Origin of the sequence: Citrobacter sp. HN-141 (assembly GCF_033341895.1) — a bacterium.
Classification (GTDB): Bacteria; Pseudomonadota; Gammaproteobacteria; order Enterobacterales; family Enterobacteriaceae; genus Citrobacter.
The window spans coordinates 188571-201022 of record NZ_JAWPBF010000009.1 but is presented as its reverse complement, the minus strand read 5'-3'; the positions used below and the strand labels follow the sequence as shown (position 1 = coordinate 201022).

The following is a 12452-nucleotide window of genomic DNA, read 5'->3' as shown; positions in this document are numbered from 1 at the left end:
CAGATACACAGGGGCGGGGATTCACCGCTCCCTGGTGTATTGCGGGCTTGCTTAGCCTGGGCTAACCGATAATGGCAATCCCAAGCCGTTCCATGATCAAAGAAGCCTGGTAGCTATCTATCTTAACGCCTTGTAAATCGACGCCCCGAACATCTAAATCACCCAATTCAGAATTGGTCAGATCGCAATGCGTGAAGTTCGCAGCTCGCCAGTCGAACGACGTAAACTCACCACCAGAGAGATCGGAGCCGCTAAATGTTGCGCCGAGTATCTGCGTGCCAATCCAGCGGTTTTCCCATAGCTCACACTTTTCTAACACGACTTTTGAAAAATTGGCGTAGCTCAGGTTAGTGTTGGTGATATATGCGCTGCAGAACCAGGTGCGCGTGGTTATCATATTCATAAAACTTGCGCCGCGAAAATCCGCACCTTGAGCGCGGCATCCACGGATTTCAACACCCAATGCGCTGACATTCCTGAAGTCTGCCATTGATAAATCACAGCTTTTAAAGATGGCATCCTTCAGGATGGCCCGGCTGAAATGACACCCTTTTTGGCTCTCACGGTCGTAAAATTGACAACCGATAAATTCAGTGCCACTAAGGTCGGTGCCAGAAAAGTCGCAGTTAAAAAACGTGCTGTTTTCAATTTTCGCCCCGGTAAAGCGGTTCCTGTCAATTTTTTCGCCCACTAACGCTAGAGTCATAATGCTAATCCTGTTTTTTTATACAGTATTTGCATCATGGTAAACTGATTCCCGTCCTCGCGTCAAACGACCAACTTATTCGCCGGTAGCGTTAGACTGACGGGCGTACAGGTAGGCGGTTGCTCTGGACACGCCCAGATGCTGCGCCACCGTATCCATGGATTTTCGTACGTTCAGTAAACCTTCTTTACGCAATTGTTGAATCAGTACCTTTCTGTCTTCTGTTTTTAACGCTCGCGCCGTTGTTGCACGTTTAGCGGCAAAGTCATCAATACGCTGGCGAATCACTTCATTACTGCCAGGGTCGAGGTGTTCGCTGACAGGCGAGCACTCGGTTTCAGTAAACCGTGCCAGCATACTCTGCATCCCGCGAAATAGCGTCATATCAACATTCAGGCATAGCGCTGCGACGTATTTGCCTTGTTCGTCTTTGATACCAATAGAGGTGCTTTTTACCGGGCGACCATCCGCAAACTGATTGCTGTAGTTGGCAACGATGTTGGGAAAATCAGCTGATGCGATCCGCGCCAGCCCAAGCTCCGTTGCGGGCTGGCCAGCTTTGCGGCCGGACAGATTATTGTGTATGGACAAGATCGCATGCTCAGGGTTCTTGAGGTCATGAACCACAACCTCGCAAAACGGAGAGAAGGTGTCGCTCAGTCCTTTGGCGATAATATCAATTTGATTGAGTAGCGAGTTATCGTCGGTTTTTGGCATGCCAGTCTCCTGCAGTGATGCCTGTTGCCATTATGGCGGCCAGTTTACAGCGTCCTGGGGCTTCTTTTCCAGACTGGAACAGGCGCATAGCGATAAGGTATCCGCACCGCAGATACCTTAATGAGATTACCCGGCAAGAAATTCACTGTAGCGGCTGATATCAACATTGCCACCACTGATGATAATGCCGATTTTCTTTCCTCTAAGGTCCGCTTTTCGCGCTCTTGCGGCGGCAAAACCAAGACAGCCCGTTGGCTCCACGACCATTTTCATTCGTTCCGCGATAAATTTCATTGCGGCAATTAATTCATCATCTGAAACCGTCAGAATATCGTTAACATGTTTCTGGATCAGTGGAAAAGTATGCTGTCCAAGATGTTGGGTTTGCGCGCCATCAGCAATGGTTTTCGGCGTATCGATATGCACAATTTTGCCACTGCGAAACGACTGTTGACCGTCGTTGCCTGCCTCAGGCTCTACACCATAGATAAGACAGTCAGGGGACAAGTGTCGTGCGGCCAGTGCGGAACCCGATAGCAGACCGCCACCGCCCAGACAAACAAAAAGGGCATCCAGAGCACCAACTTCTTCAATCAATTCTTTCGTGGCGGTACCCTGGCCTGCAATAACGTGTGGGTGATCGTAAGGTGGGATCAGCGTCAGTCCCTGTTTTTCTGCCAGATCCCGGCCAATTTTTTCACGATCTTCAGTGTAACGGTCGTACATCACGACATGTCCGCCATATCCTTTCGTGGCAGCAACTTTAGCGGCTGGCGCGTCGTGCGGCATGATAATTGTCGCCGGAATACCCAGCAATTTTGCGGACAGGGCAATTGCCTGAGCATGGTTTCCGGATGAAAAAGCCACGACGCCGGCGGCTCGCTGCTGTGGCGTAAACTGGCGCAAAGCATTCATCGCGCCGCGAAACTTAAATGCCCCCATCCGCTGGAAGTTTTCGCATTTAAAGAAAACGTCAGCGCCAAACTCTTCATTCACCGTTCGTGATGTCATAACCGGTGTCTTGTTAGCATAACCTAAGATGCGCTCAGCGGCCGCGGCAACATCGTGGTAATCAGGTAGTGTCATTTCAGTCATTGTTTTTCACCTGTAGCAGTTAAAAGTCACACTTGTTGTGCTAATGCGATGGCTTCAATTTCTACGGCAAAGCCATAATGAAGCTCTGCAACGCCAGCGACAGCACGGGCTGGACGGGAATCACCAATCCATTCGCCGTAGATCCGATTAAACGTCGGCCACTGCTTAATGTCCGTGACATAGACGCGTACCGATACCAGTTGATGACGAGCAACGCCGGCTCCTGCCAGGCAAGCATCAACATTCTGGAGAGCCAGTCTGGTCTGTTCTTCAAAAGACGCATCCGCTTTTCTTTCGCCATTAGCCGTGACAGGTAGCTGTCCGGAAATGAAAACGAATCCTCCGGCAGTCACACTATGTGAATAATGGCCTGCTGGCGGGAAGCTATCCGTCGTTGTGTTCAGGGTAATATTGGTGGGCATGGTTCAGTCTCCGGCGTAAGTAGTAATGATTCATTTAGTATAAAACAATACTGTTTGTATTATTCTATACACCATCGTCATCCAGGTATCCAGTCTCTTTTTTCAGCGACACGGCCCTGTGAGCGACGTAAAACGCTCGGCATATCCGCTGAAATACTTGTATAACGTTAGGATTTTTGGCTGTAAGGTCGGGTAGGAATGATGAGATCGCAGAAATGATTTTTTGCTGTTACTCGTGGTCGGGAGCTCAGATGCAATTCACCGTTAAATGTATAAGTTGATACATAATGTATTGGTATTTTCGATGCCCGTAATGCCCACTTCTGGCGCGAAGTGGGCAGGGAAAAGATCAGAAAGCAGGCGAGGGAAGTATTTTATTTGAGCAACTTTGACATTAAATCAGGGAATGCAGGTACATCTGTGGCCAATGAAAACGCAGGGTTAATAGCCTTACGGGCAATCAGCCCGTCAATAAATGCAAACAGAATGATGGTGATCGCTTCCGGGTCAATATCCCGACGAAACTCTCCTGCGGCGATACCTTGCGCAATTATTCCCGCAATGCTTTGCCGCATGATGTTATCACTGGCGATAAACGCTTCCCTGAGCTCCGGGTTGCGTGCCGATTCGGCCATGATTTCTACCCAAAGGTGGTGCGTGACAGGGTAACCGACATCGCTAATGCAAGAAACGACCTGCTTGCAAAGGCGATCAAAAAACGATCCGCTACAGGGCTCATTATGGGCAGCCAGCGCAGTGTTTTGCTCTTCCAGAACGATTGCCCGTATAAGCTCATCCTTACTTTTGAAGTAAGTGTACATGGCTCCCTGGCTGATACCTGCACGCGTGGAAATTTCGCGCACGCTGGTAGCACTGAATCCTTTCTCAGCAAAACAGGCAGCCGCAGCGGTAATCAGCTTATGGTAGGTTTCAGTATTCTTTAGCATATCGACCTTTATCTTTGAATCTATGGCGAAACTTTACCGTGCTTTGAGGCCTGGAACCAGCGATGAGATTTATCGATATCTTGCGTTACTTCATGAGAGGTAATGCGCTGAGCATATTCTTGAGATTCACCATATCCCACGGCAGATGTTCAGCAATGGTAAGCCCGACCGCCTCGGCGTTTGCCGTGGCAAGATTAACCAGTTTAAGCACCTCTTCAATAGTCAGTTTACCCTCGGCCACATCGCCAAAATCATGTTCCCCTCGGCCTGGTTTGGCGAACAAAACAGAACGGAAAAGTGACGGGTCCAGAACATCCAGATCAATATGAATCGCCAGATATTCAATGTGCTCGCGGGCAATCCACGCCATAACCTCGTTAGCACCAGTTTTGACATCATCAGGGCCAGCCGTCGCAATCCGCTGATGCGCCAGATAGTCGCTTTCGTATTTAAGCGGATCGTGAATACCGGCAATCATAATTTTTGACGGAGAAACCTTGTGTGTGACGTGGTCCACTAAATCTTTATCGCCCGTGCCGATCAGCGCGCCAAGAACATGGGCATGCGCATTTGGATACTGTTCAGCTGTCTGCACGTCGGGGTGAGAGTCGATCCACAGCACGCCCAGCTTATCACCGTACTTATGCAGCAGATGCGCGAAGGGCACCAAAGAAACCAGGCAGTCACCGCCCAATACGACAATCGCGTCGGGATCGTGTTTTTCAATACGCGTCGCGGCATCGTTCAACTGTTTAAGGATCTGTGGTTTACCAGTAATGCCATCGATTACACCCAGCGGTTCACTTTCTGGTAAAGCAACGGGAACATCCTCGACGGGGCCTTTTGCTTCAGGCGAGAGAAAGGACAACAGAAGTGATCCGAGATGATAGGGGGGATTGTTGCCTCCCTGCCACTGGGGGAATGAAAGTCGAAGCGTTTTTTTGGCCATAATTTACCTGCCGTCAGTTTCTAAAGAGGAGCGTCAAGGCGTATCCGTGTTGGTCGCCTTGTGATGATTACATGAATGAGCGTTCATTCATTGCAAGGGCAGTATGAAACTTATGCAAGAATGGTGATATGCGGGAACCGTTAAACGGTACTATTTCAATGTGCGTTGTGGAGGATTTTGCACATGAAGGCGCTTAACGGTCGGTAATGCATCGCTAAATCTGGTGTTTTTTAAGCAACGCACGTAGCTGATGGTACGTCAGCCCCAGCAGTTCGGCGGCCTTTTTCTGGTTGAATTTTGCCTGTTGTAGGCTGGTTTGCAGAAACGTCTTTTCTTGCTGCTGCTGGAATGCGCGGAGATCCAGCGGTAACGTTGCCGCTGTAGGGTGGGTTTCCTGCTGCTGAACGTCTGTGGTGTGGCGCTTAAACGGATCTATCACTACCTCGTCCAGCGGATATTCGCTGGTACCATGGCGGTATACTGAGCGTTCAACAACGTTTTTCAATTCACGGATATTGCCCGGCCAACGATAGTGGAGAAGTGTTTCTCTGGCTTGTGCGCTAAAACCGGGAAACAGCGGTAATCCAATCTCGCGGCACATTTGAATCGCAAAATGTTCGGCCATCAACATGATGTCGCTTTTTCGCTCCCGTAAAGGCGGAAGTTGCACGACATCAAAGGCCAGTCTATCCAACAGGTCTGCGCGGAAAGTACCTTCACTGACCATTCTCGGTAAGTCGGCATTGGTGGCGCAGACCAGGCGCACGTTAACCTGCAGCGGCTGGCTACCGCCTACGCGCTCGAGTTCTCCATACTCAATAACGCGCAGTAATTTCTCCTGTACCAGCATCGGCGCAGTTGCCAGTTCATCAAGAAAAAGTGTGCCACCGTCGGCGCGCTCGAAGCGACCTGGATGGCGTTTTTGCGCCCCGGTAAAAGCGCCAGCTTCGTGACCGAAGAGTTCTGAATCGAGTAAATTTTCGTTCAGCGCCGCACAGTTAAGTGAAATAAACGGTCCTTGCCAGCGCGTGGAAAGGTAGTGCAGACGGTTGGCGATTAACTCTTTTCCTGTGCCACGCTCACCGATAACCAACACGGGTTTTTCCAGAGGGGCCAGATGGGAGACTTGTTCCAGCACTTCAATGAAGCTGTTTGCTTCTCCCAGAAGAGTATCTTTATATCCTGCCATGATGAAATTCACCATTTGTTAGTGTTATTCACCAATTTACCCTAATTCTCTCGTCAGGTAAAATTAGATATTATATTTAAAATCAATAAGATAAAAAGTTGGCACGACAAGTGCATTATGGAAGCAGCAGGGCATTGCCCGATATCAGAACAGTAAGTGAGGATTACATTATGGGTATTTTTTCTCGTTTTGCCGACATCGTGAACGCCAATATTAATGCGTTGCTGGAAAAGGCCGAAGATCCGCAGAAACTGGTGCGGTTGATGATTCAGGAAATGGAAGACACGCTGGTTGAGGTTCGATCTAACTCAGCGCGTGCACTGGCAGAAAAGAAACAGCTGTCCCGCCGGATTGAACAGGCCAGTGCGCAGCAGGCGGAGTGGCAGGAAAAAGCGGAGCTGGCGCTGCGTAAAGAGAAAGAAGATCTGGCGCGTTCTGCATTAATTGAAAAGCAGAAACTGACCGATTTAATTGCTTCTCTGGAGCATGAAGTGACGCTGGTTGACGATACGCTGGCGCGGATGAAAAAAGAGATTGGTGAGCTGGAAAATAAACTCAGTGAAACCCGGGCTCGTCAGCAGGCATTGATGTTGCGTCATCAGGCGGCGAGTTCTTCCCGCGATGTCCGTCGTCAGTTGGATAGCGGCAAACTGGATGAAGCAATGGCCCGCTTTGAATCTTTTGAGCGCCGCATTGATCAGATGGAAGCGGAAGCCGAAAGCCATAACTTCGGTAAGCAAAAATCTCTGGATCAGCAATTTGCTGACCTGAAAGCAGATGATGAAATCAGCGAGCAGCTGGCGCAGCTTAAAGCCAAAATGCAGCAAGACAAGCAATAATAACTACTGGCGGCGCCCGAACGCGCCGCCGCTCATCACCTGTAAGGAGTACTCATGAGCGCGCTATTTCTGGCCATTCCGTTAACTATCTTTGTGCTGTTCGTTTTGCCGATCTGGCTGTGGCTGCATTACAGCAACCGTTCCAGCCGTGGTGAACTGTCGCAAAGCGATCAGCAACGTCTGGTAGAGCTCAACAATGATGCACAGCGTATGCGTGAACGTATTCAGGCGCTGGAAGATATCCTTGATGCCGAACATCCAAACTGGAGGGACCGCTAATGGGGGGAGTTAACCTGAACAAAAAACTGTGGCGTATCCCGCAGCAGGGCATGGTTAAAGGGGTCTGTGCCGGTATTGCGCACTATCTTGATGTCCCCGTGAAGCTGGTAAGGCTCCTGGTGGTACTGTCAGTCTTTTTTGGTCTGGCCTTTTTCACCGTAGTTGCCTACATCGTGTTGACGTTTGTGCTGGACCCTATGCCGGACAACGTCGCATCCGGCGAACAACAGCCATCGAGCGGAGAACTGCTAGATTCCGTCGATCGTGAACTGGCCGCGAGTGAAAAGCGTTTGCGTGAAATGGAGCGTTATGTGACATCGGATACCTTCACATTACGCAGTCGTTTCCGTCAATTGTGAGGATTGAAATGAATAATCGCTGGCAACGTGCCGGGCAAAGGGTTAAGCCGGGCTTTAAAATAGCAGGCAAGCTGGTGCTTCTTACTGCACTTCGCTACGGCCCTGCGGGCGTTGCGGGGTGGGCGGTGAAATCCGTGGCCCGCCGTCCGTTAAAAATGTTGCTGGTGTTGGTACTGGAGCCGTTATTGAGCAAGGTTGCCAGGAAAATTTCCCAACGCTATGGCCAGTGATAGTACGCTCGCAATATTTCCTTAAGATCAAGTATATAGTGTTAGGTGACTTTCCATCATTTAACGGAACGATACTATGTTGAAAAAAGGCGTATTCGCGCTGGCGCTGGTCATCGGCATGCCGGTGTTTGCGGCGGAGCACTGGATTGATGTTCGTGTTCCTGAACAATATCAGCAGGAACACGTTCAGGGTGCCATCAACATCCCTTTAAAGGATTTGCAGGCACGAATTGCGGCAGAAGTCCCTGATAAGACCGACACCGTGAAGTTGTATTGCAACTCAGGTCGTCAATCCGGGATGGCAAAAGATATGCTGACCGGGATGGGCTATACACAGGTAACCAACGAAGGCGGTATCAGCGGGATTAATCTTCCTAAAGTAGAGAATAAATAATCCGCATGCTTTCTCTTAGCTAAAGGCGACATGAACGATGTCGCCTGATTTCTTTCAGGGAGTTGATAACTCAGTATTAAACCTTATGTTTACTCCCTGTTTGTTATAATTTCTTCGGTTCCTTCAGCATAACGGGATGGCGATGAAGCGACTTAAAAATGAACTCAACTCGCTGGTTAATCGCGGCGTAGATCGGCATCTGCGCCTGGCTGTCACCGGACTTAGCCGCAGCGGTAAAACGGCGTTTATTACCGCTATGGTAAACCAGTTACTCAATATTCATGCCGGTGCTCGTCTGCCGCTGCTCAGTTGTGTGCGTGAAGAGCGTCTGCTTGGCGTAAAGCGGGTTCCGCAGCGCGATTTTGGTATTCCGCGCTTTACCTATGACGAGGGACTGGCCCAGCTTTATGGCTCTCCTCCAACCTGGCCGACGCCGACGCGTGGCGTCAGTGAAATTCGCCTGGCGTTGCGCTACAAATCCAACGATTCTTTGCTGCGTCACTTTAAAGATACGTCCACGTTGTACCTGGAGATCGTCGATTATCCGGGGGAATGGCTGCTTGACTTACCAATGCTGGCCCAGGATTACCTTGGCTGGTCACGGCAAATGACCGGATTATTGCAGGGGCAGCGAGGTGAATGGTCGGCCAGATGGCGGCAGCTATGCGAGGGGCTTGATCCACTGGCGCCTGCTGACGAAAACCGTCTGGCGGAAATCGCCGCGGCGTGGACAGATTATCTGCATCAGTGCAAACAGCAGGGATTGCATTTTATTCAGCCCGGGCGCTTTGTGCTGCCGGGGGACATGGCTGGCGCACCTGCGCTGCAATTTTTCCCGTGGCCGGATGTTGATGCCTTTGGTGAGTCAAAACTGGCACAGGCGGATAAACATACCAACGCAGGCATGCTGCGCGACAGGTTTAATTACTACTGCGAAAAGGTCGTGAAAGGGTTCTACAAGAATCACTTCCTGCGCTTTGATCGCCAAATTGTGTTGGTCGATTGCCTGCAACCGCTTAACAGCGGACCACAGGCGTTTAACGATATGCGACTCGCGCTGACACAACTGATGCAAAGCTTTCATTATGGGCAGCGCACGTTGTTCCGCCGGTTGTTCTCGCCAGTAATCGATAAGTTGCTGTTCGCTGCCACCAAGGCCGACCACGTTACGATCGATCAGCATGCCAATATGGTGTCGTTGTTGCAGCAATTGATTCAGGATGCCTGGCAAAATGCTGCGTTTGAAGGCATCAGTATGGACTGTCTGGGACTGGCATCGGTGCAAGCAACCACCAGCGGCCTGATTGATGTGAAGGGCGAGAAGATCCCCGCGCTGCGCGGCAATCGTCTGAGCGATGGCGAGCCGTTGACCGTCTATCCGGGAGAAGTCCCTGCGCGTTTACCGGGCCAGGCTTTTTGGGATCGCCAGGGTTTCCAGTTTGAAGCCTTTCGCCCACAGGTCATGGATGTGGATAAAGCCTTACCGCATATTCGCCTGGATGCCGCGCTGGAGTTTTTAATAGGAGATAAATTGCGATGAGCGAGCCGTTAAAACCGCGTATCGATTTCTCAGGTCCACTGGAAGTGGAACCAAACACGGCATTTAAAGCACAGCAAATGTTCAACGATACCGAAGCGCAGACATTTTCTCCGGCGACAGTGGATGAGCCGCTGGAAGACGAAGGTCAGGCTGAAGCTGTTATTGATGCCGCGTTACGTCCTAAACGCAGCCTGTGGCGCAAAATGGTGATGGGCGGGCTGGCACTGTTTGGTATCAGTGTGGTTGCTCAGGGCGTGCAGTGGACGATGAACGCCTGGCAGACTCAGGACTGGGTCGCGTTGGGGGGCTGTGCTGCGGGCGCGCTGATTATTGGCGCAGGCGTGGGGTCGGTGGCAACCGAGTGGCGTCGGCTGTGGCGTTTACGTCAACGCGCGCACGAGCGTGATGAAGCGCGTGATCTGTTACACAGTCACGGAACCGGAAAAGGCCGCGCATTTTGTGAGAGGTTGGCGCAACAGGCGGGTATCGATCAGTCTCACCCTGCGCTACAACGCTGGTATGCCTCTATCCATGAAACGCAAAATGATCGGGAAGTTGTGAGCCTGTATGCCCACCTGGTGCAGCCAGTGCTGGATGCGCAAGCACGACGTGAGATCAGTCGTTCTGCGGCAGAATCCACGCTGATGATTGCGGTCAGCCCGTTAGCGTTGGTGGATATGGCGTTTATTGCCTGGCGAAATCTGCGGTTGATTAACCGTATAGCGACGCTTTATGGCATCGAACTCGGCTATTACAGCCGCCTGCGTCTGTTTCGTCTGGTACTGTTAAATATCGCTTTTGCCGGGGCCAGCGAGCTGGTGCGGGAAGTGGGGATGGACTGGATGTCGCAGGATTTAGCGGCCCGGTTATCCACGCGTGCCGCGCAGGGTATTGGCGCGGGCTTGTTAACCGCGCGTCTGGGGATTAAAGCGATGGAGCTGTGCCGTCCATTACCGTGGATTGATGATGATAAACCGCGACTGGGGGATTTCCGCCGTCAGTTGATCGGTCAGGTGAAAGAGACCTTACAAAAGAACAAATCCCCGCGTGAAAGTTGAGTAAAAACGGGTGCCGATCGTATAACTTTACGCCCCGGTGCCCAATTTTCCAGCGTGCTGTCAATATTTGTTGACAGAATCCTTCCTGCTAACCCAATACTGGCTTATCATCTAACACATGATCCCTTGTCCAGGTGAAGGTTCCTATGCGTTTGGAAGTCTTTTGTGAAGACCGTCTTGGTCTGACCCGCGAATTGCTCGATTTACTGGTGCTGAGAAGCATTGATTTACGCGGTATCGAGATTGACCCCATCGGGCGAATTTACCTTAATTTTGCGGAACTGGAGTTCACTAACTTCAGCAGCCTGATGGCTGAAATCCGCCGCATCGCAGGGGTAACGGACGTCCGTACCGTGCCCTGGATGCCTTCCGAACGCGAGCATCTGGCGCTTAGCGCGTTGCTTGAAGCACTGCCTGAACCCGTTCTTTCTCTGGATATGAAAAGCAAAGTGGAGATGGCAAACCCGGCAAGTTGCCAGCTTTTTGCCCATCCCCAGGAGCGGATGCGCAACCACACGGCGGCACAGCTCATTAATGGGTTTAACTTCCAGCGCTGGCTGGAAAGTAATCCGCAGGATTCCCATAGTGAACATGTTGTGATTAACGGGCAAAACTTCCTGATGGAGATTACGCCAGTCCATTTGCAGGGTGAAAACCAGGAGCAGATGCTGACGGGAGCCGTTGTCATGTTGCGTTCCACCCTCCGCATGGGCCGTCAATTGCAAAACATGACCACCCAGGATCTGAGCGCATTCAGCCAGATTATTGCCGTTAGCGCCAAAATGAAACACGTTGTTGAACAGGCTCGCAAGCTGGCGACGCTGAGTGCACCGCTGCTGATCACCGGAAATACTGGCACCGGCAAAGATCTCTTTGCACATGCCTGCCATCTGGCGAGTCCACGTGCGTCAAAACCCTATCTGGCGCTGAACTGCGCGTCTATTCCTGAAGATGCGGTAGAAAGCGAACTGTTTGGCCACGCCCCGGAAGGTAAAAAAGGGTTCTTTGAGCAGGCGAATGGCGGTTCAGTGCTGTTGGATGAGATTGGCGAAATGTCGCCGCGCATGCAGACGAAATTGCTGCGCTTCCTTAATGACGGGACGTTCCGTCGCGTGGGCGAAGATCATGAAGTTCATGTTGATGTTCGTGTAATCTGCGCGACGCAAAAGAACCTGGTGGAACTGGTGCAGAAAGGTCTTTTCCGTGAGGACCTCTATTATCGCCTGAATGTCCTGACGCTTAATCTGCCGCCGCTACGCGATTGCCCACAAGATATTATGCCGCTCACCGAGCTGTTTGTGGCACGTTTTGCCGACGAGCAGGGCGTACCGCGTCCGAAGTTGTCTGCCGATCTCAGCACGGTGCTCACCCGCTACGGCTGGCCGGGTAATGTGCGTCAGCTTAAAAATGCTATCTATCGGGCGTTAACTCAGCTTGAAGGCTATGAACTGCGTCCGCAGGATATCTTATTGCCGGATTATGATGCAGCGACAGTTGCCGTCGGAGAAGAGGTGATGGAAGGGTCGCTGGATGAAATCACCAGCCGTTTTGAACGTTCCGTGTTGACGCAGCTTTATATGAATTATCCCAGCACGCGTAAACTGGCCAAACGCCTGGGGGTTTCACATACCGCGATCGCCAATAAGTTACGCGAGTATGGTCTGAGTCAGCAGAAAAAAAGCGAAGAGTCATGATGCAAATAAAAATGCCTCCATCCGGAGGCATTTT

The 12452-nt window shown here is 51.1% G+C and carries 15 protein-coding genes; 8 read left to right on the top strand and 7 right to left on the bottom strand.

Features of this window, described 5'->3' with window-relative positions:
* Nucleotides 1-61: 61 nt before the first annotated feature.
* From RYZ59_RS13280 to pspF, 7 genes are all read right to left on the bottom strand, one after another.
* A complete protein-coding gene (locus tag RYZ59_RS13280; RefSeq protein ID WP_149691965.1) occupies nt 62-706 on the bottom strand; it encodes a quinolone resistance pentapeptide repeat protein QnrB98 in 645 nt (214 codons plus the stop codon).
* A gap of 75 nt (nt 707-781) precedes the next feature.
* Complete coding sequence (locus RYZ59_RS13275; protein ID WP_318048432.1) at nt 782-1423, bottom strand: transcriptional regulator; 642 nt, start codon at nt 1421-1423, stop codon at nt 782-784.
* 126 nt (nt 1424-1549) lie between these two features.
* A complete protein-coding gene (locus RYZ59_RS13270) occupies nt 1550-2518 on the bottom strand; it encodes a threo-3-hydroxy-L-aspartate ammonia-lyase (RefSeq protein WP_318048431.1) in 969 nt (322 codons plus the stop codon).
* A gap of 26 nt (nt 2519-2544) precedes the next feature.
* A complete protein-coding gene (locus tag RYZ59_RS13265; RefSeq protein ID WP_318048428.1) occupies nt 2545-2940 on the bottom strand; it encodes a RidA family protein in 396 nt (131 codons plus the stop codon).
* A 374-nt stretch (nt 2941-3314) separates the two neighbouring features.
* Nucleotides 3315-3887, bottom strand: a complete 573-nt coding sequence (locus tag RYZ59_RS13260; protein WP_137381739.1) for a TetR/AcrR family transcriptional regulator — start codon at nt 3885-3887, stop codon at nt 3315-3317.
* 85 nt (nt 3888-3972) lie between these two features.
* Nucleotides 3973-4836 (bottom strand): arginase family protein, encoded by an 864-nt coding sequence (locus tag RYZ59_RS13255; RefSeq protein WP_318048422.1) that lies wholly within the window; start codon nt 4834-4836, stop codon nt 3973-3975.
* 214 nt (nt 4837-5050) lie between these two features.
* The gene (gene pspF / locus RYZ59_RS13250; RefSeq protein ID WP_318048420.1) at nt 5051-6040 is read right to left on the bottom strand and encodes a phage shock protein operon transcriptional activator; all 990 of its coding nucleotides are present in this window, start codon (nt 6038-6040) and stop codon (nt 5051-5053) included.
* A 155-nt stretch (nt 6041-6195) separates the two neighbouring features.
* Here pspF and pspA point away from each other — a divergent pair, with 155 nt between their 5' ends.
* The 8 genes from pspA to tyrR all read left to right on the top strand — a co-directional run bounded on the left by pspA (nt 6196) and on the right by tyrR (nt 12418).
* Nucleotides 6196-6864: a phage shock protein PspA gene (pspA, locus tag RYZ59_RS13245; RefSeq protein ID WP_003020532.1), complete on the top strand. Its 669-nt coding sequence runs from the start codon at nt 6196-6198 to the stop codon at nt 6862-6864.
* A gap of 54 nt (nt 6865-6918) precedes the next feature.
* Nucleotides 6919-7143 carry an envelope stress response membrane protein PspB gene (gene pspB / locus RYZ59_RS13240; RefSeq protein ID WP_048211519.1) on the top strand — a complete coding sequence of 75 codons (225 nt, stop codon included), beginning with the start codon at nt 6919-6921 and terminating at the stop codon, nt 7141-7143.
* Complete coding sequence (gene pspC, locus RYZ59_RS13235) at nt 7143-7502, top strand: envelope stress response membrane protein PspC (protein ID WP_318048415.1); 360 nt, start codon at nt 7143-7145, stop codon at nt 7500-7502. The genes pspB and pspC overlap by 1 nt, the downstream gene beginning before the upstream one ends.
* A gap of 8 nt (nt 7503-7510) precedes the next feature.
* Nucleotides 7511-7732: a phage shock protein PspD gene (gene pspD, locus RYZ59_RS13230; RefSeq protein ID WP_040230893.1), complete on the top strand. Its 222-nt coding sequence runs from the start codon at nt 7511-7513 to the stop codon at nt 7730-7732.
* 76 nt (nt 7733-7808) lie between these two features.
* Complete coding sequence (gene pspE / locus RYZ59_RS13225; RefSeq protein ID WP_271441959.1) at nt 7809-8126, top strand: thiosulfate sulfurtransferase PspE; 318 nt, start codon at nt 7809-7811, stop codon at nt 8124-8126.
* Between the two features lie 142 nt (nt 8127-8268).
* Nucleotides 8269-9666: a YcjX family protein gene (locus RYZ59_RS13220; protein ID WP_318048411.1), complete on the top strand. Its 1398-nt coding sequence runs from the start codon at nt 8269-8271 to the stop codon at nt 9664-9666.
* On the top strand, nt 9663-10724 hold the full coding sequence (locus RYZ59_RS13215) for a YcjF family protein (protein WP_318048408.1): 1062 nt from the start codon (nt 9663-9665) through the stop codon (nt 10722-10724). Before RYZ59_RS13220 ends, RYZ59_RS13215 begins: the two co-directional genes overlap by 4 nt.
* 146 nt (nt 10725-10870) lie before the next feature.
* Complete coding sequence (gene tyrR / locus RYZ59_RS13210) at nt 10871-12418, top strand: transcriptional regulator TyrR (protein WP_137381747.1); 1548 nt, start codon at nt 10871-10873, stop codon at nt 12416-12418.
* Nucleotides 12419-12452 lie beyond the last annotated feature (34 nt).